This window comes from Halalkaliarchaeum sp. AArc-GB, from assembly GCF_031432225.1.
GTDB lineage: Archaea > Halobacteriota > Halobacteria > Halobacteriales > Haloferacaceae > Halalkaliarchaeum.
This window is the reverse complement of record NZ_JAVKGM010000001.1, coordinates 685409-712213: the sequence shown is the minus strand read 5'-3', so window position 1 is coordinate 712213 and position 26805 is coordinate 685409. Positions and strand designations below refer to the sequence as shown.

The window sequence follows — 26805 nt, the reverse complement described above, 5'->3', positions numbered from 1 at the left end:
CAAGCCGACTCCAAAAATTGACGCGGTTTCCGTGGCACTCGGGTACTCTACAGACCTATTACCGCTGCGAGGGCACGGAACCAGCCTGTCGCACTGTGATTTAGATAAGTCTAATATTATTCTTTGATACAAAAAACTAAAATAGTGTGTCCTCCTAACGACGGATAATGAGAGAGCAACATTCTGAACCGAACAGTTCGCATCCTGTCTCGCGACGACAGTTTGCCGGCCTGGCAGCGGGGGGGCTCGCTTCCGGCATAGCGGGTTGTCTGGGGGCCGGATCGCCGGACGGTGGGAACCAGTCTGCCGACGCCGACGACGGGTCCGACGGAGACCAGTACGTGGCAGTCGCGTCGTTTTTCACGTTCTACGATTTCGGGCGGAAGATCGCGGACGGAACGCCGGTTCGGGTCGACAACCTCGTTCCGACGGGCCTCCACGGTCACGGCTGGGATCCGGATCCCTCGATAACGCGGGACATCATCGACGCAGACGTGTTCGTAAACGTCGGACCGGACTTCCAGCCGTGGGCGGATCGGGCGATACAGACCGTCCGGGACGACGGTGCGGACACGCAGATGATCAACGCCCGTGAGGGGATCGACCTGATCGATCTCGCGGATACGGTCGAGGACGACGAGCAGGTCGACAGCGGGAAGGATCCACACTTCTGGCTGGATCCCCTGCGGGCGAAAGAGTCCGTCGACAATATCGCCGCCGGCTTCGCCGAGATCGTCCCGGAGCACGAAGACGCGTTTCTCGAGAACGCAGCCGCAATCACCGACGAACTCGACACACTCCACGCCGAATGGGAGGAGATCTTCGAGCGAGCCGAACGCGACGTGGTTTTCCTCGCGGCTCACAACGCGTTCGAATACGTCGGACGGCGCTACGGGGCGACGATCCAGCCGCTCGTTTCGAACCTGGCGGCGGAAGACGACGTCCGACCGGCCGACATGCAGCGCGCAGAGGACACGATCGCCGAACACGACATTCGTCACATCGGTGCGGCGATCTTCGAGTCCCGGCGTCCCGCCCGACAGCTCCGCGAGGAAACCGGCGTCGAGGCGTACTACCCCGTCACGCCGTACGCCGGAACCACCGAGGAGTGGGTCGATCGCGGCTGGGGCTACTTCGAGATCGCCCGGGAGATCAACATGAAGACGTTCGAGATCGTCCTCGACGCTGGCGATCCGGCTCCCGAATTCGACAACGAGTGGCGGAACTTCGAGTAGCGCCCATACCAACTGACAGCTTCACCCCACTCATGTCACTCATCGACGTCGAAGACGTCTCCTTCGGGTACACTGCAAGCCCTGTTGTCGCGGATATCTCGTTTGCTGTCGATCCCGGCGAGTACGTCGGGATCATCGGTCCAAACGGGTCCGGAAAGAGCACGCTGCTTCAGTTGATTCTCGGACTACACAACCCCGACGAGGGGAGCGTTCGGCTGTTCGGTCACCCCGCCCGGGAGTTCGTCGAACGGGAGCGCGTCGGTTACGTCGCCCAGGACGTCACCGAAAACACGAAACAGATGCCGATCACCGTCGCCGAGGTGGTCCTCATGGGGCGGTTCCCTCACACTGGCTTCGGACGCGTAGGTGCAAAAGACAGGGAACTCACACGGAGGGCGCTTCGGACGGTCGGGATCGAGCACCTCGCCGACAGGCGCATCACGAAACTGTCGGGCGGCCAGCGCCAGCGTGCGTACATCGCCCGAGCGCTTGCCGGCGAGGCCGACCTCCTCGTGCTCGACGAGCCGACGGTCGGCGTCGACGCCGAGTCGGTCGACGCGTTCTTCGATCTCCTGAGCGACCTCAACGACGAGGGCATGACGATCCTGCTGGTCGAACACGACATCGGAGCCGTTCTCGAACACACCGAACGGGTCCTGTGTCTGAACCGCGAGCTGTACTTCGACGGACCGCCGGTCGAGTTCGCCGAAAGCGACGCGCTGGATAGAGCCTTCGGAACTAACGTTCGCCGAGATGACGGGGTGACCGTCGCGTGAATTCCGGTTCCCTCCTCGTGTCGAGGGCACTCGCGGCGCCGTACGACGCGATGCTGTGGGTGCTCGACCGGTGGAGCGACCTCATGCTGTTTCTCGCCGACCACTTCGGGATCGCGATGCTCGAGTACGGGTTCATGCACCGGGCGTTCCTGGTGGGGATCCTGATCGCGGTGATGGCCCCCCTGATCGGAACGTTTCTCGTCCACAGACAGCTCGCGCTCATCGGCGACGCGCTCGCACACACCGCGTTCGCGGGCGTGGCGGTCGGGCTGTTCGTCAACGCGGTCCTCGGAACCGGCGTCTCGCCGTATCTCACAGCCGTGGTCGTCGCCATGGTCGCCGCACTGGCGATCGAACTCATCTCGGAGGTGACCGACGCCTACAACGACGTGTCGATGGCGATCGTGCTTTCGACGGGGTTCGCCCTGGGGGCGGTCCTGATAAGTATCAACGCCGGCGGCCTCGCAGTCGGCGTCAACCAGTATCTGTTCGGGAACCTCTCGACGGTGACGAACCAGAACGCGATCCTCCTCGTCGGACTGTTCTCGATAATCGCTCTCGTGGTCGGTGTCACGTACAAGCAGTTGTTGTACGTCACGTTCGACGAGACGGCAGCCAGGGTCGCCGGGATCAACGTCCGCTGGTACAACCGGATCATGGTGATGCTCACCGCGATGGTCGTCGTCGGCGCGATGCAGATCATGGGGGTGATCCTCGTCGCGGCGATGCTCGTCGTCCCCGTTGCGGGTGCCGCCCAGCTCGCGCGGAGTTTCCAGGAGGCGCTGCTCGCGTCGGTGATCCTCGCCGAACTGGCCGTCCTCGTGGGAATCACGCTGTCGTTTCACTACGAGGCGACCGCTGGCGGGACGATCGTCCTCGTTGCCGTCGCCATCTACGTCGGCGCCGTCCTGTTCGGCAAGGTCCAGTCGAACTTCGCGGACGTCGAGGAATCTCACTCGATCGGGGACGAGCAAACGGCCGATTGAGATACGGCCCGTTGTTTCACCGATTCGCCCCACGTGGGCCGGATTCGTTGCGTCGTATCTCCCGGTAGCTCTCCGGTCCGAATTATTAACGAACTACTCAGATTAGCTATATTTATTAAGATAGACCGGTTCTATAGTAACACTTTTGAGTAACAATTTCCTTCACCTGGTATGGAGCGATCACGGAGAACGTTCGTAAAGTCCAGCCTCGGTGTCGTCGCCGCGGGTACGCTCGCCGGCTGTGCCGGGGAGGAGCCAGGAGAAGTCGAAGGAACACCCGAACCGGAAGAAACACCCGAACCGACGCCGGAAGCGGAGAGTCACTCGGTTACGCTTCTCGTCGAGGGGGTCGGAGGCGGTGGGCATGACGACGACCACGACGACCACGACGACCACGACGACGAAGGTCTCGACGAACACGCTATCGAACACGCGTGTGGCCACATGCAGTTCGACGATCCCGGAACGATCTCAGGCGGTACGTCAGGGGGCGACGCTCCAGTAATTCATACCACCCATCAGCCGTTCGAGGTCACGTTCGAAGACGACGGTGGATACGTCGTGTTCGAAGTTGATGACGATCACGACGACGATCACGACGACGATCACGACGACGACCACGACGACGATCACGACGACGATCACGACGACGACCACGAGGACGACCACGACGACGACCACGAGGACGACCACGACGACGATCACGACGACGATCACGACGACGACCACGAGGACGACCACGACGACAGCCATCGCTTCGGATTCTTCACCGAGGGCGGAACCGTCGAGATCGTGGACGGACAGTTCCATCACGAGGAACACGGCGTCGAGGGATGCGATGACATCGACGCGTACGTCGTCGCCGAACCGCACGATGGAAAAGTTGTGCTCCGCATCTCCGCTGACTAGGTCCCGAATTTCGACCCCGATTATTAAAATAGTTCTCTAAAGTAATAACACTTTTACCGATCCACACGTACCTACCGGTATGAACTACACGCGCCGCTCCGTCCTCAAATCGGGGCTCGGCGCCGCCGCGATCGGAACATCGGCGGGCTGTCTCGGCGACGCGACCACCGGGAACGCGAGGGGCTACGCGTCGTTTTTTGCGCTGTGGGACTGGGCCCAGCAGGTCGGCGGCGATCGGTTCCCCTTCGAGAACCCGGTCGACACCGGCCGGATGGGTCACGGCTGGAGTCCCGATGGGGATCTCGTGCGGGACATCGCCGGCACCGAGTGTTTCCTCTATCTCGATACGCCCGAGTTCAGTTGGGCGCAGGACGTCGCAGCCGAACTCGAGCGTGATTACGACGACGTCCGCGTGATCGACGCGATGGAAGGGCTGGAGCCGTATCTGATCCCCTTCGATGCGGATCCGATGCCGGAACCCGACTACGGTCCGGAGTACGCCCCGGAAGACCTGCTGTTCGAGGAGTTCGACATCTACGATCGCCGGTCGAACGAGCAGCTCGGCTACTGGCACGTCGAACATTGGCACGGCGGCGTGCCTGACGTGGCCGTCGATGCGGCCGTCCCGATCGGGATCGTCCTCGAAGACGAACAGGGGCGGGTCGTCCCGCTCGGCGACGACGAGCCGTATCGGGTCGACGCTCGACTGGCCGACGGCGCAGACGACGGCGTCGTCGAGATCGAATCCCGGGGCGACCGGGTCGTGTTTCACGGCCGATCCGTTGGACGCACTGAGGTCGTCTTCGAGATCTATCACGAGGGGGCGGTCGTCTACGACACCGACGAGGAACCCGCAGGCGTCGACGTGGTGGAGTCGACGGCCGGTGAATCCGATGGGGCCAGAGAGTTTCACGATCCGCACGTCTGGACCGATCCGGTGCTCGCGATCCGGACGGTCGAACGGATCGCCGCGGAACTCGGCGAGATCGATCCCGAGCACGCCGACGAGTACGCTGACAACGCCGCGGCGTACGTCGAGCGTTTGCGGGAGATCGACGGCCAGTTCGAGGCGCTGATGGACGACGCCACCCGGGAGGTCGCTGTCTTCGCCGGACACGACTCATTTCAGTATCTCGAACAGCGGTACGGCTTCGAACTCCAGACGCCGGTCGGCGTGACTGCCGACGCGGCGGAGTCGTTCGACGACGTCTCCCGGCTCATCGACACCATCGAGGAGCACAGCATCGACACTGTTCTGTACGACCCGTTCGAAGCGCACGATCCCGACGAGGATCTTCCACAGATGGTCGAGGTCATCTTCGAGCACACCGACGTCGAGGAGGCGCTGCCGCTCACTCCAGCCGAGGGGACGACGAGCGACTGGCAGGACAACGGCTGGGGGTGGGTCGAACAGATGGAGGAGATCAATTTGCCGTCACTCCGGGCGGCGCTGGGAGCGTAATCGACCGTGAGCACCGTAATCGACGTGGAGAACGTCACGTTCGCCTACGGCAACACCGTCGCCGTCGAGGACGTGTCGTTGTCGGTCGAGGAAGGCACGTTCCTCGGGTTGATCGGGCCGAACGGCTCCGGGAAGACGACACTGCTGCACCTCATGATCGGACTGAAGCGTCCCGACCGCGGCTCGGTCGAACTGTTCGGCGAACCGGCACACGCGTTCGAGGACGGCAAGCGCATCGGCTACGTCGCCCAGCGATCGGGCGATCGCGGCGAGGCGATGCCGGTAACGGTGCGCGAGACGGTCCTGATGGGCCGGTTCGCACACGCCGGACACGGCCGCCTGCAGGAGGGGGACTACGAGATCGCCGCACAGGCCCTCGAGACCGTCGGCATCGACCACCTCGCCGAGCGCCGGATCAGCCAGCTGTCGGGCGGGCAACGCCAGCGGGCGTTCATCGCCCGGGCGCTGGCGTCGGAGGCGGACCTGCTCGCGCTCGACGAGCCGACGGTCGGCGTCGACGCCGACTCCCAGGACCAGTTTTACGAGCTCCTTGACGACCTGAACCGCCAGGGGATGACGATCATCCTCATCGAACACGAGGTCGACGTGCTCACCCAGCACGTGGACACGGTCGCGTGCATCAACCGCCAGCTGCATCACCACGGCGACACCGTGTCGTTCCTCGAGAGCGACGCCATCGCCGAGACGTACGGCATGGGGGCCGGCATCCTCGAACACGACCATCCATGACGGGGGGAGACGACGAACGCGAGGGCGACGGATCGACGGTCGAGGGCGACGGATCGACGGTCGAGGGCGACGGATCGACGGTTGACGGCGGGGAGTCGGCGGTCGACGGCGGGACCGTTGCATCCCAGCAGCCGGTGGGCGCCTCCGACACCACAGTCGACACGGTGATCGGCGGCTGGACTACCCGGGAACTGATCGAACTCGTCGGGATCGGACTGACCGCCGTGCTCGCGACGGCGATGCTCGCGTTCATCGGCATCGACTGGCTCCGCGAGTTGCCGGGCGCACTGGGAGTGTTCGGCGCGCTCGCGTTCGACCGCTACCTCTCGGTCGGTGCCAGCCTCGACGGGCTACTCGGAACGAACGTCTTCCGGCACCCGTTCATGTGGCGGGCGATCGCGACGGGTGTGCTGGTTGCGATCGTCGGCCCGCTGGTCGGCACCTACCTGGTCCACCGCCAGATGGCGTTGATCGGGGAGACGCTCGCCCACACTGCATTTGCCGGCGTCGCGGTCGGCTTCCTGTTCATCGCGGTGACCGGCTGGACGGGATCGCTCCTGTTCGTCGCGCTGGTGGTGAGCGTGCTGGGGGCGCTCGGGCTCCAGTGGCTCGCGGAACACACCGACGCCTACGGCGACGTACCGGTAGCGATCGTGCTCACGGGCAGCTTCGCGGTCGGCACCCTGCTCATCAGCTGGGGGCGGGACTTCGTCGCGATCTCGATCGACATCGAGCATTTCCTTTTTGGAAGCCTCGCAATCGTCACCGCCGAGGGGGCCCAGCTGGTGGCCGCCATGACGGTCGGGGTCGTCGCGCTCGTGGCGTACAACTACAAGCAGTTTCTGTTCATCACGTTCGACGAACAGGCCGCACGGGTGGCCCGGCTGAACGTCCGATGGTACAACGCCTTGTTGATCGTAATGACCGCCGTCGTCGTCGTGGGCGCGATGCAGATCCTCGGCGTGATCCTCGTCGCCGGACTGCTGGTGATTCCGGTCGCAGCCGCCTCGCACGTAGCCCACAGCTTCCGGGAGACGCTGTTCCTCTCGGTTCTGTTCGGGCAGTTTTCGGTACTCGGTGGGCTGGCGTTCGCGATCGCGGCGAGCCTCCCGCCGGGCGGGTCGATCATCGTCGTCGCGATCGGGATCTACCTGCTCGCGATCGCCGTCTCGGACCGGTCGATGGCGTCGATCTCGATGCACTGATACTGATTATTGTAGCGATTTCCCGGTCGATCGGCCACCCGGCCCGCCGACCGTCCGGTTACAGCCGAGAATAATCAGTATGAGCGACCGGTATCCTGACTGGTCAGGCGCTCGGGATATGTTTTTCAAAACCCTCTATATGTTGTGGTAATATACCATGACACAAATTAACAGACGAAACGTACTGCGGACGGTGGCGGGACTGGGAATTGCACTGACCGGCGGCGTCGGGACGGCAGCAGCGAGGGGTCGATCCGGTGCGCGGGGGGATGATACGATCGTCGATGTCGCAGTCGCGGCCGACGACTTCAATATACTTGTAGCGGCGGTCCAGGAGGCCGGTCTCGTGGGCGCGTTGAGCGGGAACAGGCAGTTGACCGTCTTTGCGCCAACGGATGAGGCCTTCGAAGAACTGGCCGATGCACTGGAAGTCGAAGTGGAAGAGCTATTAGAACTCGAAAACCTCGCGGACATCCTCCTGTACCACGTCACTTCGGGCCGGCGGTACTCGGAGTCCGTCGTCAACGCACCACGCGTCGGAATGCTAAACGGTGAGGACGTAACCGTCGATGGCCTCGAACTGAACGACAGCCAGGCCGAGATCGTCGCCCCCGACATCGAGGCCTCCAACGGCGTCATCCACGTCATCGACGGCGTGCTGCTCCCCGAGTAGTAACCGGTCGAAAATAGTCAGTGAAATTTACTTTTTCCCGTCGAACAGATCAGTCGAGAGGTAGCGCTCGCCGGTGTCCGGCAGGACAACGACCGTCAGTTCCTCCGGATGCTCGCGGGCGTACTCCCGGGCGGCCGCAAGCGCCGCACCCGAGGAGATGCCGACCAGGACCCCTTCGCGTGCGCCGAGTTCGCGGGCGGCCTGTTTCGCTTCCTCGCCCTCGACGCCGCGGACCTCGTCGACCAGTTCAGTCCGGAGGATATCTGGAAGGAAGCCCGGTCCGATCCCCTGGATGTCGTGGCCGTCCGATCGCTGCTCGGACACCGTCGGCGACGATGCCGGTTCGACGGCGACTGCGGTGAACGACGCTTTGCCCTGCTCTTCCTTTATAAACTCGGCGACGCCGGTGATCGTCCCGCCGGTGCCCACTCCGGCGACGACGGCGTCGACTTCACCTGCAGTGTCCTCCCAGATTTCGGGACCGGTGGTCTTGCGGTGGGCGGTCGGGTTCGCCTCGTTCGCGAACTGACGGGCGACGATCGCGTTCTCTCGTTCCTCGGCAATCTCTTCTGCACGCTCGTTCGCCCCGCCCATGCCGTCCTCGGCGGGGGTGAGCTCCAGCGTCGCCCCGAGCGCAGAAAGCATGCTTCGTCGCTCCGCCGACATCGACTCGGGCATCGTTAACACGCACTCGTACCCACGGGCGGCACACACCGACGCCAGGCCGATCCCAGTGTTCCCGCTGGTACCTTCGACGACCGTCCCGCCCGGCTGCAGGGCGCCCTCCCGCTCTGCGGTGTCGATTATCTCGCGGGCGATCCGATCTTTCACCGAGTACGGATTCGCGGACTCGAGTTTGGCAAAGAGGTTGTCCGCAACCGAGTCGAGTCGCACCAGCGGCGTCTCGCCGATCAGTTCGTCGACCGATTCGACGGCGTTCAGATCCGGTTTGGAGGACTGGCTCGCTGTCATCGCCCACCGTAATCGCTCGGTGCGCCTCTACGTTTGGATGTATAATTTAGGCTTTTTACCTCGTCAAGACGGGCTTTGTGAAGTCGGTCGAGAGCGTTTCGCTTCCTCGTGCCGACGAGACCTCGAAACGTCTCGGACCAGTTGATTCCGACGCACGTTGCCTATATAGGCATCTGAAGAGTACGTAGCTCTCACCATCGATACCGATTTCTCTACGTATCTCCACCCCACTCTGCCTCCAGATATATCAATATTATAATAGTATTTGTATCCGCTACAGCTACGATTCGGTGATGGCACCACGCCAGGAACCTGTTGCGGGACGGATTACACGACGGAAAGCACTCGGAACGATCGCCGGGGCCGGAACGGTTGCGATCGCTGGTTGTGCCGGGGCAGACGGGGGGGAAGGTCTCTCCGGAACCATCGACGCTTCCGGAAGCAACACCGTCGCCCCGATCACTTCTTGGGCGGGCGAGAACTTCTCCAATGAGTTCCCCGACGTGCTCGTCGACGTCGACCCACAGGGGACGGGAGCCGGCTTCCAGGAGTTCTGTCGGCAAAACTCCGACGTTCAAAGCGCCAGTCGATTGATAACCGACGGGGAGATCGAACTGTGCGGGAACAACGACATCGACTACGACCACATTGAGGTCGGCCTCGACGGCCTCGCTGTGGTGAAGAACTCGGAGAACGACTGGGTCGAGGAGATCACCCTCGAGGAACTCCGCCGCGTCTGGGAGTTCGAATCCGATGTCGAGACATGGAGTGACATCCGCGACGAGTGGCCCGACCGAGAGATTGCACTCCACGCTCGGGACAGCGCTTCGGGGACGTTCGACTACTTCACCCGGGAAATCAACGGCGAGATGGGGGACATCCGGGACGACTACTCGGCGACGAGCCAGACCAACGAAATCATGGGAGCCGTCGCGAACAACGTCGACGGCTTCGGCTGGGGAGGCGTGGGCTACCTCCGGGCAATCGAGGAGGATGAACCGATCGAGGCGGTCCCTGTCGAGAGCGATACCCAGGATGGGTTTTACCTCCCACAGGAAGAGAACATCGAGTCCGGCGCGTACTCGCCACTGGCCCGTCCGCTGTTCGTGTACTTCAACTTGGCAAGCCTCGAAGAGCGGACCGATCTCCTCGGATCGTTTGCCCGTTTTTACGTGAACGGGCAACACGAGTTCGCGCGGGATGAAGGCTTTTTCGCCACTACCGACGAGGCGCAGTCTTCCAACCACGACAAGATCGACGGTTGGCTGGAAGTAGTCGGCGCAGCCACCGAGGATCTCTCAGTCCAACGCGAGTAACTGGTGATGAGTACTGGACAGGATCTCGGACCGGAGATACGAAAGGGCAGTGGCACACAGGCCGACCAGATCGAAAACCGTCGGATTCGTCGTCTGCTGTTCGGCTGTGCCGCGATCACCGTTCTTACGACGCTCGCCATTTTCTTCGTTCTGCTGGATAACGCCACCAGTTATTTCTGGAGTGCACGGTTCTCCGAGGCGCTTTTCCTGGGGGAACCGTTCGAACGGGAAGTCACGTTCACCGAGTTCTTCACCGGTACCCGGTGGGCACCCGACCACGCCACTCCATCACATGGTATCTTGCCGATCGTCTTCGGCACCGTGGCTATCACCGTCGGGGCAGCGTTCGTCTCCATTCCGATCGGCACTGCGACGGCTATCTACACCTCGGAATACGCCTCACCCCGCGTCCGACGAAAACTCAAACCGACCCTCGAAATCCTCGCGGGAATTCCGACGATCGTCTACGGCTACTTCGCGATCGCGTTCATCAATCCGGTGCTCCTCGCTCCCGTCGCCGAGTGGGGCTTCGGAATCAACATCGGCCGGTACAGTATGCTCGCAGGGATGCTGGTGGTCGGTATCATGACGATTCCGATGGTTTCATCGATCAGCGAGGACGCGATGCAGGCTGTTCCCGACGAGTTGCGCAACGGTGCGTACGCACTCGGGGCGACAAAGTACGACGTTTCGACGAACGTCGTTCTGCCGGCGTCGATTTCGGGTGTGTTCGCCTCCTATATCCTCGCCGTCTCCCGAGCGATCGGCGAGACGATGGCAGTGACGTTAGCTGCCGGTTTCAACGCCAACATCACTGCCAACCCGTTCGACGAAATCATGACGATGACCGCGTACATGGTCTCGATGGCGCGGGGAACCTCTGCAGTCGGTACTGTCGAGTACCAGTCGCTGTTTGCGGTCGGACTGTTGTTGTTCGTGATGACGCTGTCGATGAATCTGCTCAACGACCACCTCAAGCGACGGTTCCAGGAGGAGTATTGATGAGTACTGACGTCCGGTCGGAACTGTTCGACGATATAGACCTGCGGTGGGAACACCTGAAAAACCGGCTGTTTCTCGGGAGTATCTTCGTGGCATCGATGTTCGGGGTCGTGGCGCTCGCGCTGCTTTTGTTCGATGTCGCGACCGATTTCTACGTCGGAATCACCGAGTTCGACATCGGCCTCGTTGATTTCCTCACGCGGGACGGCTCTCGTCGGCCGGAATTGGCCGGATTCAAGGGTGCTATCGTCGCATCGGTGTTCCTCATGCTTCTGACGGCGTTCCTCTCGTTTTTCATCGGCGTCGGCTCGGCGATTTACCTCGAGGAGTACGCCCCAGACACTCGACTCACCAGGCTCATCGAAGCGAACCTGGCGAATCTGGCCGGCGTTCCGTCGATCGTGTACGGACTGCTGGCGCTTGCAGCCCTCCGGAACGGTGTCGGACTCGGCCCGATCCTGCTTGTCGGTGCGATCGCACTCGCGTTGCTTGTGATGCCGATCATCATCGTCTCCTCCCAGGAAGCGATCCGGGCGGTCCCCGATGGAGTCCGTGACGGCTCCTACGCGACGGGCGCGACGAAGTGGCAGACGATCCGGCGCGTCGTGTTGCCCGCGGCCCTCCCGGGAATCTTCACCGGGACGATCCTTGCGCTGGCGCGAGCGATCGGTGAAACTGCCCCGCTTTTGATGGTCGGCGCGCTGTTCGTCAATCGAACACCTGGAGCACCCGGACTCGGCGTCGTCGGCGCTCCGCTCTCGCGGTTCAGTGGTATGCCAACCCAGATCTATGCGTGGGCGGCCGAACCGAGCCAGCACTTCATCCACCTCGCAGCTGTCGGGATCGTGGTGTTGTTGGCGATCATGCTGTCGATGAACGCTGTTGCGGTGTCTCTGCGGAATCGGTACGAAACGGAGGTTTGACCATGGCAACACAGGACACAGTTTCCGACGACGCACTCATCACGACCGACGTACAGACACCGGTGACAGACCGAAACAACCGACCCGACGAGACGGTCATCGCCGCTCGGAACCTCGATGTTTACTACGGGAACGAGAGGGCCCTCGATGACGTCTCGATCGACATTCCGAAAAACAAGGTCACCGCGATCATCGGCCCGTCCGGCTGCGGGAAATCCACGTTCCTTCGGTGTATCAACCGCATGAACGATCGGATCGACAGCTGCCGTGTCGAGGGAGAACTCTCCTTTTGGGGGACGAACGTGTACGATGAAGAGGTCGATCCGGTAGCGCTCCGCCGGAAGATCGGCCAGGTGTTCCAGAAGCCGAATCCGTTCCCCAAGTCGATCTACGACAACGTGGCATACGGCCTCCGAATCCAGGGACTGGCTTCGGACGTCGATCTCGATGCCGAGGTGGAGCGCGCACTCTGCGGTGCAGCGCTGTGGGAGGAGATACACGGCCAACTCGATTCCTCGGGGCTCGATCTCTCCGGCGGACAGCAACAGCGGCTCTGTATCGCTCGAGCGATCGCCCCTGACCCCGAGGTGATCCTGATGGACGAGCCGACATCGGCGCTCGATCCGGTCGCCGCATCGAAGATCGAAGATCTCATCGACGATCTCGTCGACGACTACACAGTCGTCATCGTCACGCACAACATGCAACAAGCCGCCAGGGTTTCCGACAAGACGGCGGTGTTCCTCACGGGCGGTCGGCTCGTCGAGTTCGATGATACCGGGAAAATATTCTCGAACCCCGAGGACGACCGCGTCGAGGAGTACATCACTGGGAAGTTCGGATAACCATGCCACGACAGGAATACCAAAAACAGCTGGCTGAGCTTCGAACCGACGTTATCGGAATGGCCGATCTCGTCCTGGATCGATACGAACTGGCGCTCCAGGCCTACGAGAAGGAAGACCCAGTCCTCGCGGAGGCGGTGATTGACGGGGACGACGACGTCAACGACCTGTATCTCGATCTGGAGAGGGATTGCATCGAGTTGCTCGCCTTACAGCAGCCGGTAGCCGGCGACCTGCGGTTCGTCGCTGCGTCGTTCAAAATAATCACCGATCTCGAACGAGTGGCCGATCTGGCGACGAACCTCGCACGCTATTCTTGTACTGCGGAGGGACAGCTTCACCAGGAAGTAACGCTCCGGCAACTCGCAGATGACGCCGGCGAGATGGTCCATGACGCGGTCGAGGCCTACGAGGCCGAGGACGTAGCGGCCTGCCTCGAAATCGCTCGCCGGGACGACAGCCTCGACGCGGCCTGCGAGGCGGCGACCGAACGGGTACTCTCACGACTCGTCCAGTCCGACCAGGTCCGTGGTGACGACGACGGAGCGTTGAAAACGACGATCGAAGGAGTCTCGACAGCCCTGTTGACGATCCGGGATCTCGAACGCGTGGGCGATCACGCGGTCAACATCGCCGCACGGTCACTGTACATGATACAAAACGACGACGAACTCCTGTATTGAGATGAAAAACGGTGTCGACCCGATCGAACGGAAGATACAGCGTACCGGCGGTTCGACCTACACTGTCTCGCTGCCCAAAGAATGGGCGATGAGCCAGGAAATCGAGAGCGGTTCGATTGTACGCTGTTTCGCCTACGCGGACCGACTGGTTATCACCCGAAAGCAGGATCGCGGTGATCGAGGGACGGTCCGCCTCGATGCCGGGGAGGTCGAACAGTACGATCTCGAGTCGACAATCGCCGCCGCGTACGTCTCCGGCTGTGACGCGGTTCGGATCGACGGCGTGGTTTCTGCGGGAGTCCGACGGGAGATCCGCGATGCAGTCGACCGGCTGATCGGCTTCGAGATCGACGAGGAGGGGGACGGGACGGTCATCGCCAGGGCGATGCTTGCGTCGGGAAATCTCCCGCCCGAACGTGCACTCATGCGAATGGAGATGACTGCCCTGTCGATGCACGAGGACGCGATCGAGGCCGTCCTGAACTCTAACGGCGACACGGCTGTCGACGTCCGGGCGGCCGACCACGACGTCGACAGGCTGTTCGCCCTGCTCGCACGGCGGTTCCAGCGGTCTGAGGCCCGCGTGGCGGAACGTAGTCGCGACGGCGACAGTCGGTTGACTCCGTTCGACTACTACACCGCCGCCCGGCAGATCGAACGGATCGCGGACCACGCAGAGAAGATCGCCGGAACGATCGAACGCATCGACGGTCCCGTCGAGGGATCGACCGCAGACCGCATCCGGATTCTCGGAAAACGCTCCCGGGACGTCACCAGGACGGCGCTGTCCGGCCTCTTCGAGGGGGATCACGCCGAGCTTCGGTCGGCGGCTGCGGCGGCGGACGCAATCGCCGACGATGCCGAGCAGCTCGACCGGGAGCTGTACGAACTTGACCCCGAACAGGGATATCACCTCGGTATCGTTCTGGATAGCGTGATCCGCACGGCGAGGTACGGCGCAAACGTCGCCGAGGCCGGCTTGCAGGCGGCGATGCGACACAGACAGAAGTGACACGACAATCGGACTCCGAATACTCCTATGACACAGCCCGACGACACAACGAACGCTGCATCCAGCGAGCCTGCACCGACGACCGACTCGACACCGACGAGCCAGCCGGAATCGATCGCGACCGATCCGGTCACCCTCGCGTTCGTTTGCGTACAGAACGCGGGACGGAGCCAGATGGCGGCTGCCTTCGCCCGTCGGGAGCGGGACCGACGCGGGTTACGCGGACGCGTCCGGATCTGTACCGGCGGCACCCATCCCGCCGAGGACGTTCACGAGGTCGTCGTCGATGCGATGCTCGAACGCGGAGTCGATATCTCCGATCGGACACCCAGCGAAATCACGCCCGGCGAACTAGCATCGGTCGACGTCGTCATCACGATGGGCTGTTCCGCCTCGGGCATCTGTCCGGCGACCTGGAACGGGGAGAGCCGGGACTGGGATCTGGACGATCCCCACGGACGAGCGCTCGAGGACGTCGTGCGGATCCGCGACGAAATCGAACGACTCGTGGAGGAGCTGTTCGACGATATCGAAACGGGGACGGTCGGAGAAAGAGAGGACAGTACCGAATGACGGTTCTCTGTGCCCCTATTCGGTGATAACTTCTCGCTCTTCGGTGAACTCCTCCCCCTCGTCGTACGTCGCCAGCGCGACCCCGATCATCACCGGGATCACGACGGGCCACACGAGGATCGGGAAGTAATCGGGGAACAGATAGAGGTTCCCGATGGTTCCCAAGAGCCCGAACACGATCGTCGCGAACACGGCTTCGGCGGTCATCTTCTTCCACAGGACGAGCGCGGCAAGCGGCATGCCGAGCGAGACGCCGAGCCCGACGAACGCGAACTCGATGATGTCGAAGATCGTCCCCGGGCGGACGTACGCCAGCGCCACGCCGATCACGGCGGCGGTCACGACGACCCCGCGGCCGAACAGGATCAGCTCCCGCTCGGTCGCCGCCGGGTTGATCCGCTCCTCGTAGAAACGGGTGACGTCGGCGGATGTGACGATCATCATCGAGTCGGACGTCGAGAGGATCGCGCCGATGATCCCTGCGAGCAACAGCCCCGCGAGCCACGCCGGGAACAGGTCGACGATAGCGTGCATCGCGACGTTCTCGTGGTGGATGTCGGCACCCTCGTAGAGCACCCGTCCGGCGGCGCCCATGATGAGCGGCACCGTCAGGCGCAGCGACTGGAAGGCGACGGCGATCACCGACGCCGCGCTGATGATCCGCTCGGACCGGATCGCCTGGAACCGCATCAGCCCGTGTGGCTGGCCGATCGCCCCGAAGGCGAAGGTGATCCACGCCAGAATGGCGATCGTCAGGGCCATCCCGGAGCTTCCGGCAGTCATGCTGAGCAGGTTCGCGTCGACGGCGCCGGCTTCGGCGACGAACGCCGACCAGCCGCCGATCTCGAGCACCATGCCGATCGGCACCAGGATCGCGGCGACGATCACCAGCGAACCCATCAGCAGGTGTGCGGTCACGGAGGCGTTGAATCCGCCGAGCGTGGTGTAAAAGCCAACTGCGATCCCGCCGATCAGGATCGCCGTCGTGTACGGAATGCCGAGGCCGACGTCCATCGCCTCGCCGATGGCGATAATCTGGGCGCCGATGTACGACATCAAGAACACGACGATCGTGAACGTCGCGACCAGTCGGATCGCCGGCCCCAGGCGGTGTTCGGCGAACGTGGAGGCCAGGTGGTCGACGACCGTCTGGCTCCCGAGCTCTTCGGAGGTCCGGCGGAACGTCGGGGCGACGAACCGGTAGAGGAACAGCACGATGAGAACCATCGTGATCGAGAACCACAGGCCGCTGAGCCCGACCGTAAAGCCGACCCCGACCCACGCGAAGAACGTCCATCCGCTCGCGACGGCAGTCACTTCAGAGATCGCGATCGGTACGGTTCCGACGTCCCGATCCGCCAGCATGTACTCGGAGAGCCGCTTCATCTCCGTCGTAAAGAAGAAGTACAGCCCGATCGCGAGCAACGTGGCGATGAACAGCCCGAACGTCAGCTGAAACTGAAGTTCGCTCATCGGTCACCGTTTCCCGACGACGGTTACCCGTCCGTCTCCCCTGCTTTTGTCGATGCGGTACAGTAGGTACGTCGCGATCGGAACGACGATCATTATCGCCAGCGCGATCGTCGTCCCAATTGGGACTCCTGACATGTGTTGCAAACGTCGAAACGAGAGACATGCACAAATAATTATCCCTAACCTGTCATTCTAATAAACGTAATAATTGTACGCTTTGTACATTACGTCTACCGAATTTTTGTAAAGAATTACTTAAAAACCCGTAATCAGGTCATATATGTGACGTTACTTGATCTGATTTTCGAAACAGCAAAACATCATATTAATTATGATGAATCCTGCGTGGTCGAATTTGGGTCCGATTTTGCGAGGTCCGTACTTTTTATCGGTGACGTGGTTTCCGTTGTCGAGGCATTCGGTACTGAACCAATTTTCCGATCATGTTATACCGGAATCTCCCCGACTACAGATAATACAACGAACTTTTACATTCGCCATATTATAAAACTTTTTATGTATTGTTGCGATCGCAGACACGCGGTTTGGTCCGTGCTTGTAACTGCTGTAAATATTTATGTTCCTGTTTAATTCGGTAAATAGTCTTATTCTCGCAGATAATCTCTTTATTACTTTTATTATTTGTGAATTTTTAGTGTGGACCGAGACCAACAGCTACAACAAAAACACGAACAGTTTATATTAATTAATATTATAATATATTACTCTACTAGGAGAAGACAATACCATCCAACTATCGACAGGTTACTCGTACATGTCCGCCTGGTAGGGGATCGGGAGCTGTCCTCGCCTGTCGACGGCGCCGTCGGTCTGCAACGCGGTCCTGTCGACGATGTCGGTCTCTCCGTCGGCGACCAGGTCCGCGACGATCTGTCCGGTTGCGGGCGCGTGCATGAACGCCCGACCGGAATGGGCGATGTCGTTTACGAGGCCGGGGACGCTCTCCTCGATGATGGGGTGGTTGCTCGGAGAAATCGCGTACACGCCGGACCACCCCTCCGCGACGCGGGTTTCGGGACCGAAGTAGTCGGCCATCTCGACGAGGGCGTCCATCGCGTCGGTCGCCCACTCGAGATCGACGCTGTCGCTGAACGAGCTCGGCTCGTCGGGATCGACGTCCGGGTCGTCGGGGTGGAAATGACCGCCGCCGGTGACGAACTGCTCGTCCTCCGGTCGGAAGTACGCACCCGACTCCAGATCCATCACCAGAGGAAGGTCCTCGGGGACCGTCCGTTCCGGTTCGAAGAACGCGGCCCGGCGCTTCTTCGGCGAGATCGGGATCTCGACGCCGGCCATCGCGGCGATGCGGTGGCCCCACGAGCCGGCGGCGTTGATCACGTAGTCCGCCTCCAGTTCCGTCCCGCCCTCGTCTTTCCCGCCGTTTACTTCGACGCCCGTAACGCGGCCGTTCGCGCCCTGTAACAGGTCGGTTACCCGCGATTCGACCCGAATGTCGACCCCGTTCTCTCGGGCGAGGGTTCCGTACGCCTGCAGCGCCGAGTGGGCGTCCATCATCGCGTCCTTCGGACTCCAGGCGGCTGCCACGTAGGTGTCCGTCTCCAGTCCGGGGACGATCTCGGTCGCCTCTTCGGGAGTCAGGAACTCCGTGCCCGCTCCGAGCCTGTTTTGCATGATCACGTCCTTCCGGAGGGATTCGTACTGGGTCCGGCTCCTGACACCGAAGAGGTAGCCGTTCTCGCGGTAGTCGATCTCGAACCCGAGTTCGGATTCGAACTCCCGCCAGACCGGCCTCGATGCGAGCGACAGCTCCACGTGCACCGGGGTCGAGTACATCGATCGCACTCCGCCGACGGCCCGCGGCGTGCTCCCGTTTCCGAGGTTCTCGCCCTGTTCGAGCAGCGTTACGTCTCCGATTTCCTCCCGTTTTGAGAGGTAGTAGGCCGCTGCTGCGCCCGAAATCCCGCCACCGATCACGACGACGTCCGTACTCATGTGTATTGCTACCACCTGATCGCGTTATCATCCACGGGATCGCACTATAAAACCTTGGGATGGATGCGAACGAGGACCGAATCCGAACTGCGGGGACGAGATCGTCCTACTGGAGCGCTTTCTCGGATCCTTTCTCGACGTACCGTTCCAGTTCCGCCGCCAGGTCCTCGTCGAGGGGGGGCTGTTCGTACTCCTCGAGGCGAGCGTCGACTTTCTCCCGGGCGAGTTCGAACGACGTCTTTTCACCCTGGTTCTCCCAGTCGTCGGTCGACTGTCGGTCGTAGATCTCCGACATGTAGTGGTCGGTCTTGCAGTGGTTTAGCGTGTGCCGCTTGTCGAGGAAGTGTCCGCCGGGTTCGACTTCCCTGAGTAGGTCGAGCGCGAACGCGTCCTCGTCGAGGTCGTACCCCTCCTGGAATCGCTTCACGTACCGGATCCGTTCGGCGTCGAGGACGTATTTCTCCGGGGAAACAGTCGAATAGGAATCCAGGATCCCCGCCGCGTGCAGGACGAAGTCGATGCCGCTGTACATCGTCGTCATCAGCTGCATCATCGACTCCGCGCCGCTTTGATCGTCGACGGTCTTCGCGTCGGTCAGACACCCCCCTGCGCGCGAAGGAATGTCGTAGTATCGGCCGATCTGGGCGGCGTAGGAGACGAACAGCGCTCCCTCGGGACTCCCGATCGAGAACGTCCCGTGTCTGACGTCGACGTTCGAGGAGGGTAGACCGTACACGACCGGGGTTCCGGGGTTCGTGAGCTGGGCGATCGTGATCCCGGTGAGTATCTCGGCGTTCGCGAGCGCCATCGATCCCGCCAGCGGCGACGGTCCCGAGGCGTTGGCCATCACGGCGGCGGAAACGAGCGTCGGCTGGCCGTGTTTCGCATACTCGATCAGGCCGCCAGTCATCTTCTTGTCCCACCGGCGGGGGGAGATCGTGTTTATAACCCCCGCTGCGTACGGCTTCGACAGCTCCCGGTCGTCGTTCGCGATGCCGGCCATCTCGAGGCTCGCTTTCGCCCGGTCTGGGCCGTAAGTCGATCCCAGAATCGGCTTGTCGGTGAGCGTGAGCGACCGCTGGATCATCTCGTAGTGTTTCACCTCCTGGGGGACGTCGTTGGGCTCACAGAGGTTATAGCCCGTGACGTCGATCACGTCCTCTGACTGTGCCAGCTTGGCGAGGGTCTCGTAGTCGTCGATCGTCGACGAGCGCGTCCCGTCCTCGAACGTCCGCACGTTCGGCGCGCCGTACCCCGACGCCAGCGCCGGCCCGTCGCCGTCGCCGACGCCGACGGATCGATCGGGATTGCGCGCGTGCAAGGTAAACGACGACGGTGCCTCGGCGACCGCGTCCTCGATGAGGGATCGCGGGATCGTTACCAGTTCCGCGTCCTCGCTGTCGTCTTCTACGGACGCGCCGTGTTCCTCCAGGAGTTCGACTGCGCCCTCGTGGCTTATCCGAATCCCGATGTCTTCGAGGATCTCTATCGTCGTCTCGTGAATCGCCTCGACGCCCGCTTCGGACAGGGTTTCGAGGGTAGGGACGTCTATCGTCTCTAGATCGTACTCCATGTTTTGACCTTCCGACCGACTCATAAATTTGTTTTGGCGATCGGCGTCCGGGATCTCGAGTTCCGAGTGAACAATCACCAAACATTTATAACCCTCCATCGGAACGTCTTGTAGTAACCGTCACTGTCGTGGAGATGTGACGGAGTGCGATTCACCAGCCGGCGTCGTCCGGGCTAGCCCGATGTCCGTCGAGACGAACCGATCCTCGGGGCGGTCGACATCCTCGGGGCGGTCGACATCCTCGGACAGGCCGGACCAACCGGCTGTCGACGCACGAGAACGCGGTCAGAGGTGAGGTGACATCATGAGTCAAGAACGATCTCGAGGGATGGTCGAACAGTTTACGAACGAGGTCGACGGGCTGACGTTCGGCATCGGCGTCGTCGTCGCGTCGCTTGCGGTCGCGGCGTTTATCTTCCGTGAGGGGGCGGCGACGGAGATCATGTGGAGCATCAACGATCTCCTCTGGGAACAGCTCAGCTGGTTTTACCTGATGATCATGTTCGTGTTCGTGGTCTTCGTGATCTTCCTGATCTTGAGTCCGTGGGGGAAGATCAAACTCGGCAAGGACGGTCAGGAACCCGAGTTCACGTTCCTGTCGTACTTCGTGATGCTGTACTCGGCGGCGATCGCCGCGGGGATTGTCTTCTGGGGGCCCGCGGAGGCGATCTTCCACTACGAGACGCCGTCGCCGCTGGTCGGCGCCGACGGAATGACCTCCGAGGCCGCAGTCGGGGCGCTCCAGTACACCTTCTTCCATTGGGGGATCTCCGCATGGACGGTGTACATCATCATGGCGCTCCCGATCGCCTTCTACGCCTACCGTCACGACGCGCCGTTGCGCATCTCGACGGTGATCGCACCGTGGGTCGGACTGGACAACTTGGACGGCTTCTGGGCAAAGGTGATTGACGTCGTCGCCGTGCTCACGACGATCGGCGGGGTGGCGACGACGCTCGGACTCGTCGGCTCCCAGTTCCTCGTGGGGTTGAACTACGTCGCGGGCGTCCAGGTCGGCGACCTCGGCACCGTACTGGTCATCACCGGATTGACCGTTGGCTTTACCCTCTCGGTCGCCGCTGGGGTCCGCCGGGGGATCCGTCGGGTCTCTCACTTCAACATGGTGCTGTTCTTCGTGTTGATGATCGCGGCGTTTCTCCTGGGGCCGACGTCGTACATCATGACCGCCGGGACCGAGGCCCTCGGCGGCTACATCAACGAGTTCATCACGATGAGCCTGTACACGAACGCCGAGGGGGCCGAACCCGCGTGGTTCGTGGGTAGCTGGACGGTGTTCTACTGGGCGTGGTGGTTCTCGTGGGCACCGTTCGTCGGGCTGTTCATCGCCCGCATTTCGAAGGGTCGGACCGTCCGTCAGGTCGCGTTTACCGGCGTGTTCGCCTCGACGGGGATCACGATCCCGTGGTTCGCCACGATGGGCGGCACGTCGATCTTCATGCAGGAAACCGGACAGGCCGACGTTCTCGCTGTCATCGGCGAGTACGGCGGCGACGAGGCCGCAGCCGGCTACCCGATGTTCGAGGCGCTTCCGCTCGGAGAACTGCTCACGGTGATGTTCCTCGTGTTGATCACGACGTTCCTCATCACCTCGGCGGACTCCTCGACGCTGGCGCTGGGGATGCTCACCACCGGCGGCGCCGAGAGTCCCTCGACGATCAACCGGGTCATCTGGGCCGCCCTCATCGGGATGTTGGCGTCGATGTTGATGGTCGTCGGCGGCGTCGACGCGGTGCAGGCGGCGGCGATCATCCTCGGGACGCCGTTCGGGATCGTCCTGTTCCTCGGGATGTTGAACATGATCGTTACGTTCGGGGGCGAACGGCCAATATTCCTTCAGTCCGAAGAGGAGATCCCTGTCGTCTCCGCCCGGGACGAGTTTACGGCGGCGGACGACGACTGAGTGGCGGCCTCCGGCGGGAACTTCCCGATCTGATTTTGGCTGTCTTCTCCTGTTCCATACTGGCGGCGAGCGGTACTTACTTGAAACGAGGCGTCGACGTAGGGATATGCTCCACCTCGAGGGGCCACTGCTTTCAGTGGACGTGAGCGATTGCAGTACAGCCACCGTCGACATCGACGGGATCTTGAAACGGTTTATCGGGGGCCGAGGGGCCGCCGTTCGGCTGGCCCACGAACGGATCCCGTTCGACGCGGATCCGTTCGGGCCGGAGAACAGCCTGTTTTTCACCACCGGACCGCTCCAGGCGGCGCCGATGGCGTTCACCGGCCGGACGAACGCCACGGCGCTGTCGCCGCTCACCGACGGCCTCCACTCCTCGAACGCGGGCGGGTATCTCTCCAGGGCGCTGCACGCGACGGGATACGGCGCAATCGAGATAACGGGTGCGTCCGACGAACTGCTTGCGGTGCACGTTTCCGACGAGGGGGTCGAGTTCGAGCCGGTTCCCGAACTCGAGGCTGCTACGGTGAGTGAAACGACAGACGCGATGGACAACCGGGGTTACGGCGACGAGCAGGTCGCAGCGATCGGCCCGGCCGGGGAGAACCTGGTCCGGTTTGCGAGCGTGATGACGTCCGAACACCGGGCGTTCGGTCGGGGCGGGCTCGGTGCGGTGCTCGGATCGAAAAACGTCAAATGCCTCACCTTCGCGGGGGACACGGACCGGGAGATCGAACTCCCCGACGCAGCCGGCGAGATCACCCGCGAGGCGGCCACCGACGACCACATCATGAAAACCCAGGGCACCGCCTTCGAGACGGAGTGGGTCAACGACGAGTTCTCGCTTCCGACCAGATACTTCGAGCGCACCGAGTTCGACGAGGGCGTCGAGGGGATCTCGGGCGACCGCGTCGAGGAGAAGAAGTACGACACCGCTACCTGTTCGGCGTGTACGTTCGCCTGCAAACTGCCGACACGCGACGAGGACACTGGACTCGAGACGGAGGGCCCGGAGTTCGAGACGGTGTTTTCGTTCGGCTCCAATCTCCTGGTCGACGAGGTCGTCGACGTCATGCAGTCGAACGACCTGTGTGACGAACTCGGTCTCGACACAATCAGTGCGGGTGTCACGATCGGCGCGTATCTCGACGCCGAAGGCGGGTTTGGGGACGCCGATCTCGTCCACGAGTTGATCCGGAAGACCGCCTATCGCGAGGGAGACGGGGATCTCCTCGCACAAGGAGTCGACCGGTGTGCACCAGAGCTGGGGGTTGAAAACTGGACGGTCAAGGGACTCGAGTTCCCGGCCCACGACGGTCGGGTCTGTCACGGGCTCGCGTTGAGCTACGCCGTTTCCAACCACGGGGCCGACCACATGTACTCGGCGATGAACATCTACGACTACTTCCAGGCCGACGAACCCGAGACCGTCGAGGGGAAAGCCGAGATCCTCCCCGAGGTCGAAAACCAGAAGGCGGTAAACGACAGCGCGATCCTCTGTCGGTTCTCCCGGAACTACGTGCTCGAAACCTGGGACGGGGAGGACCACCGCGACCGGTACACGACGCTTCTGGAGGCCGACTACGAGGAACTCATGTCGGTCGGAACCCGGGTCGTCGAACTCGAGCGCCACTTCAACAACCAGCGCGGACGCGACCGAGCTGACGACGGGGTTCCCTACGAGATCCCGGGGATCGAGGGCGCGATCGAGGAGTACTACGAACGTCGCGGATGGAACACCGACGGTACCGTTCCGGACGAACGGATCCAGTCGAACGGCTGAGGGCACTCCGTGGTGGGAAAACGGAGGAACGATCGTCCAATCGATCCCCCGCTCAATCGTTCGCTGTCGGTTTCGTCTGCTCCTCGAACCGTTCCAGCGAGAACTCCTCGAGGTCCGCCAGCTCCGAGTCTCCCTCCGTCAGGAGATCTGCGAGTATCGACCCGACTGCCGGCGCGGTTTTGAACCCGTGTCCGGAGAACCCGCAGGCGAAGTAACAGCCGTCGGGGCCCGCCTGATCGATGACGAACCCGCGGTCGGGCGTATCCGAGTACACCCCGCAGTAGCCCCCGCGGAGCTTCGAGTCGGCGAGCCCCGGAGCGAACTCTTCGAGTTCCTCGATGAACTTCAGGATTGTCTCCTCGTCGGGGTCGCGCTTGTAGGTGTCCGGATCGACCGTTTCCCCGACGTGGTGAGTCGCGATCAACACGCCCTCCCCGAAGTCCGGCCGCAGGTACCAGTCCGCGTCCGGTTTTCCCGTCGTCGGCAGGTTCTCGAGTTTGGCTGCATCGAACTCCTCGGGAGGTTCCAGCAGCAGGATCTGCTCTCGGGTGAGCCGCATCGGGATGTCGACGCCGACCCAGCCGGCGATCCGACCGCTCCAGGGTCCGGCGGCGACGATCACGTCGTCGGTCTGGATCGGTCCGGCGTCCGTTTCGATGCCGACAATTCCGCCGTCTTCGGTCAGCAGGTCCTCTGCCTCGACGTCGGTAACGACGGTCGCCCCCTCCCGCTGGGCCGCCCGGGCGAACCCCCCCGCGACGTCGGAGGCGTCCGAGTACGCCGCGGTGTCGTCGCTCACCGCGAAGTCGACGTCCTCGACCGACAACATCGGGTATCGGCGTTCGAGTTCCTCCCGGCCGTATCGGCTCACGGGAATCCCGAGTTCCGAGAGCGTCTCGTACCCCGCCTGCGCGTACTCCCCGGACGGTTCGCCGTTCTTTCCGAGCCTGACAAGAGGGTTGTCCGTGTACGCGATCGGTTCGCCAGTCCGCTCTTCGAAGTTCCGGAAGAACTCGTGGCTCCAGTCGGCCAGTCGCGAGTAGGTTTCTCGGTCGCCGTAGTGGTGTCTGATGATCGCCGAGGAGTCACCGGTCGATCCGCTGGCGATCCCGTCGCGTTCGATCAACAGGGTCTTGCGGTCGGTTTCGGTGGCGAGAAAGTACGCCGCGCTGGTCCCGACGATGCCGCCGCCGACGATGATGACGTCGACTGCACTAGGGAGTCTCTCTGCTGTCTCCATATCTCGCTATGACTGTGGTGGCGTCTAAAAAAGTACCGCCGACGGCGTTACTGGTCGAAACCCGTCCCTGGTGGCGTGTGTCCCCCGCCGACGACTTGCGTCGCGACAGCGATCCGATCCCCATCGTCGACGGGGACCGAAAGCGCGTCGAGCGTCGTCCGGTTCTTTCGGACGATCACGCGGTTCCGAACCGTTCCGTCGTCGTCGAACAGCTGTTCGGCGACCCCCGGATACTCCTTCCCGAGGGACTCGAGGAGTGTCGAGACGGTCGTTCCCTCCGGGGGGGTTCTCGTGACGGACTTGACGCCGGCCGCGTCGCGCAGCCGGCCGTACAGGCGTATCTCGACTGGCACGCGATCACCTTGCCACCGTCCCTACAAGTCAGTTTCCCGTTCCCCTCGACTCGTCGAGTTTCGTTTGTCATATGTGAACGCTACTGTGCTTCCACCGTCGACACTTTGTCCACGATCCGGCCGACTACCCGTAGCGTCGAAGCGTACGGGTCGTTTCCGCCGGAATTCCCTCGCGAGTTCCGAAACGACGGGAAGAGAGTTATGCAGAACTCCACGTTGGTGTTTGTAGTATGAAAACGATTAAGGCGCATTCGAAGAACATCGGATCATGGACGACCACAACGGGCGGGAGGTACAGACCGTAAACAGGAGCTTCCAGATCGTACGGGCGCTCGCGGATCGGGAGGGGGCCGGGGTCACCGAACTCGCCGATGCGCTGGAACTCTCGAAAGGTGCGGTCCACACGCATCTGAACACGCTCGAGTCGAACGGCGTCGTCACACAGCAGGGCGACGAGTACCGACTCGGCCTGCGGTTCATCACGTTCGGAGAGTACGTAAAGCGGCAACGCCCGCTTTACGGGGCTGGCCGGGACGAAACCGACGCCCTCGCGGAGGCGACAGGCGAGTACGCCCACCTCATGGCGGAAGAGCGGGGGCGCGGCTTCCACATTTACAAGTCTCGCGGCGACAACGCGGTCGGTCAGCCGTACCACGACATGAACCTCCAGAAGGAGGACCACCTCCACTACTCCGCGGCGGGAAAATCGATCCTCTCGTGTCTTTCCGAGTCCCGGGTCGACGACATCGTCGACGCGTACGGTCTCCCCGAGCGGACCGGAAACACGATCACCTCCCGCGGAGAGCTGTTCGATCGCCTCGAACAGATTCGGGAGCGGGGGTACGCGCTGAACGACGAAGAGGAGATCGATGGGCTCCGTGCCGTCGGAGCCCCAATCGACACCGCCGGGGTAGTGGGCGCCATCAGCGTTTCCGGCCCGGTGAGCCGGCTGAAAGGGGACCGCTTCCGCGAGGAACTGCCCGAACGGGTGATGCAGGCCGCGAACGTGATCGAACTGAGCGTCCAGACGGCCTCGTTTTGAGTTATCGAGTTGTTCCAGGGACCCATCCACGCTCACGGTTGCTATTTGTCATATCCGAACAACCGATAAAAACGGGGTACACCGGGGAGACGTTGTTTCACTTTCGTTGGAATACTTTTGCAAT

25 protein-coding genes are annotated in these 26805 nt (G+C 62.2%); 18 read left to right on the top strand and 7 right to left on the bottom strand.

Features of this window, described 5'->3' with window-relative positions:
• The first annotated feature begins 167 nt into the window (after positions 1-167).
• The 8 genes from RH858_RS03520 (at position 168) to RH858_RS03485 (ending at position 7996) form a co-directional block, all read left to right on the top strand.
• Positions 168-1235 (top strand): metal ABC transporter substrate-binding protein, encoded by a 1068-nt coding sequence (locus RH858_RS03520; protein ID WP_310561126.1) that lies wholly within the window; start codon positions 168-170, stop codon positions 1233-1235.
• A gap of 32 nt (positions 1236-1267) precedes the next feature.
• Entirely contained in the window at positions 1268-2011 is a 744-nt protein-coding gene (locus tag RH858_RS03515) for a metal ABC transporter ATP-binding protein (protein WP_310561125.1), read from the top strand.
• 50 nt (positions 2012-2061) lie between these two features.
• A complete protein-coding gene (locus RH858_RS03510; RefSeq protein ID WP_310561134.1) occupies positions 2062-2997 on the top strand; it encodes a metal ABC transporter permease in 936 nt (311 codons plus the stop codon).
• A gap of 171 nt (positions 2998-3168) precedes the next feature.
• On the top strand, positions 3169-3906 hold the full coding sequence (locus RH858_RS03505; protein WP_310561124.1) for a twin-arginine translocation signal domain-containing protein: 738 nt from the start codon (positions 3169-3171) through the stop codon (positions 3904-3906).
• Between the two features lie 79 nt (positions 3907-3985).
• Entirely contained in the window at positions 3986-5368 is a 1383-nt protein-coding gene (locus tag RH858_RS03500) for a metal ABC transporter substrate-binding protein (RefSeq protein WP_310561123.1), read from the top strand.
• 6 nt (positions 5369-5374) lie between these two features.
• Complete coding sequence (locus RH858_RS03495; RefSeq protein ID WP_259533882.1) at positions 5375-6118, top strand: metal ABC transporter ATP-binding protein; 744 nt, start codon at positions 5375-5377, stop codon at positions 6116-6118.
• The gene (locus RH858_RS03490; protein WP_310561122.1) at positions 6115-7323 is read left to right on the top strand and encodes a metal ABC transporter permease; all 1209 of its coding nucleotides are present in this window, start codon (positions 6115-6117) and stop codon (positions 7321-7323) included. Before RH858_RS03495 ends, RH858_RS03490 begins: the two co-directional genes overlap by 4 nt.
• 157 nt (positions 7324-7480) lie before the next feature.
• Positions 7481-7996: a fasciclin domain-containing protein gene (locus tag RH858_RS03485; RefSeq protein WP_259533880.1), complete on the top strand. Its 516-nt coding sequence runs from the start codon at positions 7481-7483 to the stop codon at positions 7994-7996.
• A 27-nt stretch (positions 7997-8023) separates the two neighbouring features.
• Here RH858_RS03485 and cysK read toward each other — a convergent pair whose 3' ends face one another.
• Complete coding sequence (cysK, locus tag RH858_RS03480; RefSeq protein ID WP_303650962.1) at positions 8024-8968, bottom strand: cysteine synthase A; 945 nt, start codon at positions 8966-8968, stop codon at positions 8024-8026.
• 293 nt (positions 8969-9261) lie between these two features.
• Here cysK and RH858_RS03475 point away from each other — a divergent pair, with 293 nt between their 5' ends.
• From RH858_RS03475 to RH858_RS03445, 7 genes are read left to right on the top strand one after another with little or no spacing between them, the layout of a single operon-like run.
• Positions 9262-10284 carry a PstS family phosphate ABC transporter substrate-binding protein gene (locus tag RH858_RS03475; protein ID WP_259533879.1) on the top strand — a complete coding sequence of 341 codons (1023 nt, stop codon included), beginning with the start codon at positions 9262-9264 and terminating at the stop codon, positions 10282-10284.
• 6 nt (positions 10285-10290) lie between these two features.
• Positions 10291-11286: a phosphate ABC transporter permease subunit PstC gene (gene pstC / locus RH858_RS03470; RefSeq protein WP_259533878.1), complete on the top strand. Its 996-nt coding sequence runs from the start codon at positions 10291-10293 to the stop codon at positions 11284-11286.
• Positions 11286-12209 (top strand): phosphate ABC transporter permease PstA, encoded by a 924-nt coding sequence (gene pstA / locus RH858_RS03465; RefSeq protein WP_259533877.1) that lies wholly within the window; start codon positions 11286-11288, stop codon positions 12207-12209. The genes pstC and pstA overlap by 1 nt, the downstream gene beginning before the upstream one ends.
• Before the next feature lie 2 nt (positions 12210-12211).
• Complete coding sequence (pstB, locus tag RH858_RS03460; RefSeq protein WP_259533876.1) at positions 12212-13054, top strand: phosphate ABC transporter ATP-binding protein PstB; 843 nt, start codon at positions 12212-12214, stop codon at positions 13052-13054.
• 2 nt (positions 13055-13056) lie between these two features.
• Positions 13057-13737 carry a phosphate signaling complex protein PhoU gene (phoU, locus tag RH858_RS03455; RefSeq protein ID WP_310561121.1) on the top strand — a complete coding sequence of 227 codons (681 nt, stop codon included), beginning with the start codon at positions 13057-13059 and terminating at the stop codon, positions 13735-13737.
• Position 13738: 1 nt separating this feature from the next.
• Positions 13739-14749, top strand: a complete 1011-nt coding sequence (locus tag RH858_RS03450; protein ID WP_259533874.1) for a phosphate uptake regulator PhoU — start codon at positions 13739-13741, stop codon at positions 14747-14749.
• Between the two features lie 27 nt (positions 14750-14776).
• Positions 14777-15322, top strand: coding sequence for a low molecular weight phosphatase family protein (locus RH858_RS03445; protein ID WP_310561120.1), 546 nt, complete (start codon positions 14777-14779; stop codon positions 15320-15322).
• A 15-nt stretch (positions 15323-15337) separates the two neighbouring features.
• On the opposite strand, the gene RH858_RS03440 is transcribed toward RH858_RS03445, so the two are convergent.
• The 4 genes from RH858_RS03440 to RH858_RS03425 form a co-directional block, all read right to left on the bottom strand.
• The gene (locus tag RH858_RS03440) at positions 15338-16795 is read right to left on the bottom strand and encodes a sodium/proline symporter (RefSeq protein WP_259533872.1); all 1458 of its coding nucleotides are present in this window, start codon (positions 16793-16795) and stop codon (positions 15338-15340) included.
• A gap of 3 nt (positions 16796-16798) precedes the next feature.
• Entirely contained in the window at positions 16799-16930 is a 132-nt protein-coding gene (locus RH858_RS03435; RefSeq protein ID WP_259533871.1) for a hypothetical protein, read from the bottom strand.
• A 630-nt stretch (positions 16931-17560) separates the two neighbouring features.
• Positions 17561-18769 carry an FAD-dependent oxidoreductase gene (locus RH858_RS03430; protein WP_259533870.1) on the bottom strand — a complete coding sequence of 403 codons (1209 nt, stop codon included), beginning with the start codon at positions 18767-18769 and terminating at the stop codon, positions 17561-17563.
• A 106-nt stretch (positions 18770-18875) separates the two neighbouring features.
• Positions 18876-20366 (bottom strand): trimethylamine methyltransferase family protein, encoded by a 1491-nt coding sequence (locus RH858_RS03425; protein WP_259533869.1) that lies wholly within the window; start codon positions 20364-20366, stop codon positions 18876-18878.
• A 280-nt stretch (positions 20367-20646) separates the two neighbouring features.
• On the opposite strand from RH858_RS03425, the gene RH858_RS03420 reads away from it, so the two are divergent.
• Both RH858_RS03420 and RH858_RS03415 read left to right on the top strand, forming a co-directional pair.
• Entirely contained in the window at positions 20647-22263 is a 1617-nt protein-coding gene (locus tag RH858_RS03420; protein WP_259533868.1) for a BCCT family transporter, read from the top strand.
• 106 nt (positions 22264-22369) lie between these two features.
• Entirely contained in the window at positions 22370-24046 is a 1677-nt protein-coding gene (locus RH858_RS03415) for an aldehyde ferredoxin oxidoreductase C-terminal domain-containing protein (RefSeq protein ID WP_310561119.1), read from the top strand.
• Between the two features lie 52 nt (positions 24047-24098).
• On the opposite strand, the gene RH858_RS03410 is transcribed toward RH858_RS03415, so the two are convergent.
• Complete coding sequence (locus tag RH858_RS03410) at positions 24099-25286, bottom strand: FAD-binding oxidoreductase (RefSeq protein WP_310561118.1); 1188 nt, start codon at positions 25284-25286, stop codon at positions 24099-24101.
• Between the two features lie 47 nt (positions 25287-25333).
• Positions 25334-25639, bottom strand: coding sequence for a MoaD family protein (locus RH858_RS03405; protein ID WP_310561117.1), 306 nt, complete (start codon positions 25637-25639; stop codon positions 25334-25336).
• A gap of 268 nt (positions 25640-25907) precedes the next feature.
• Between RH858_RS03405 and RH858_RS03400 the strand changes: the two genes are divergently transcribed.
• Positions 25908-26681, top strand: coding sequence for an IclR family transcriptional regulator (locus RH858_RS03400; RefSeq protein ID WP_259533864.1), 774 nt, complete (start codon positions 25908-25910; stop codon positions 26679-26681).
• Positions 26682-26805: the final 124 nt, after the last annotated feature.

Coding starts and splice junctions, on each gene's coding strand:
- RH858_RS03520 (WP_310561126.1), top strand. CDS start 168: ATGAGAGAGCAACATTCTGAACCGAACAGTTCGCATCCTGTCTCGCGA.
- RH858_RS03515 (WP_310561125.1), top strand. CDS start 1,268: ATGTCACTCATCGACGTCGAAGACGTCTCCTTCGGGTACACTGCAAGC.
- RH858_RS03510 (WP_310561134.1), top strand. CDS start 2,062: ATGCTGTGGGTGCTCGACCGGTGGAGCGACCTCATGCTGTTTCTCGCC.
- RH858_RS03505 (WP_310561124.1), top strand. CDS start 3,169: ATGGAGCGATCACGGAGAACGTTCGTAAAGTCCAGCCTCGGTGTCGTC.
- RH858_RS03500 (WP_310561123.1), top strand. CDS start 3,986: ATGAACTACACGCGCCGCTCCGTCCTCAAATCGGGGCTCGGCGCCGCC.
- RH858_RS03490 (WP_310561122.1), top strand. CDS start 6,115: ATGACGGGGGGAGACGACGAACGCGAGGGCGACGGATCGACGGTCGAG.
- RH858_RS03485 (WP_259533880.1), top strand. CDS start 7,481: ATGACACAAATTAACAGACGAAACGTACTGCGGACGGTGGCGGGACTG.
- cysK (WP_303650962.1), bottom strand. CDS start 8,968: ATGACAGCGAGCCAGTCCTCCAAACCGGATCTGAACGCCGTCGAATCG.
- RH858_RS03475 (WP_259533879.1), top strand. CDS start 9,262: ATGGCACCACGCCAGGAACCTGTTGCGGGACGGATTACACGACGGAAA.
- pstC (WP_259533878.1), top strand. CDS start 10,291: ATGAGTACTGGACAGGATCTCGGACCGGAGATACGAAAGGGCAGTGGC.
- pstA (WP_259533877.1), top strand. CDS start 11,286: ATGAGTACTGACGTCCGGTCGGAACTGTTCGACGATATAGACCTGCGG.
- pstB (WP_259533876.1), top strand. CDS start 12,212: ATGGCAACACAGGACACAGTTTCCGACGACGCACTCATCACGACCGAC.
- phoU (WP_310561121.1), top strand. CDS start 13,057: ATGCCACGACAGGAATACCAAAAACAGCTGGCTGAGCTTCGAACCGAC.
- RH858_RS03450 (WP_259533874.1), top strand. CDS start 13,739: ATGAAAAACGGTGTCGACCCGATCGAACGGAAGATACAGCGTACCGGC.
- RH858_RS03445 (WP_310561120.1), top strand. CDS start 14,777: ATGACACAGCCCGACGACACAACGAACGCTGCATCCAGCGAGCCTGCA.
- RH858_RS03440 (WP_259533872.1), bottom strand. CDS start 16,795: ATGAGCGAACTTCAGTTTCAGCTGACGTTCGGGCTGTTCATCGCCACG.
- RH858_RS03435 (WP_259533871.1), bottom strand. CDS start 16,930: ATGTCAGGAGTCCCAATTGGGACGACGATCGCGCTGGCGATAATGATC.
- RH858_RS03430 (WP_259533870.1), bottom strand. CDS start 18,769: ATGAGTACGGACGTCGTCGTGATCGGTGGCGGGATTTCGGGCGCAGCA.
- RH858_RS03425 (WP_259533869.1), bottom strand. CDS start 20,366: ATGAGTCGGTCGGAAGGTCAAAACATGGAGTACGATCTAGAGACGATA.
- RH858_RS03420 (WP_259533868.1), top strand. CDS start 20,647: ATGAGTCAAGAACGATCTCGAGGGATGGTCGAACAGTTTACGAACGAG.
- RH858_RS03415 (WP_310561119.1), top strand. CDS start 22,370: ATGCTCCACCTCGAGGGGCCACTGCTTTCAGTGGACGTGAGCGATTGC.
- RH858_RS03410 (WP_310561118.1), bottom strand. CDS start 25,286: ATGGAGACAGCAGAGAGACTCCCTAGTGCAGTCGACGTCATCATCGTC.
- RH858_RS03400 (WP_259533864.1), top strand. CDS start 25,908: ATGGACGACCACAACGGGCGGGAGGTACAGACCGTAAACAGGAGCTTC.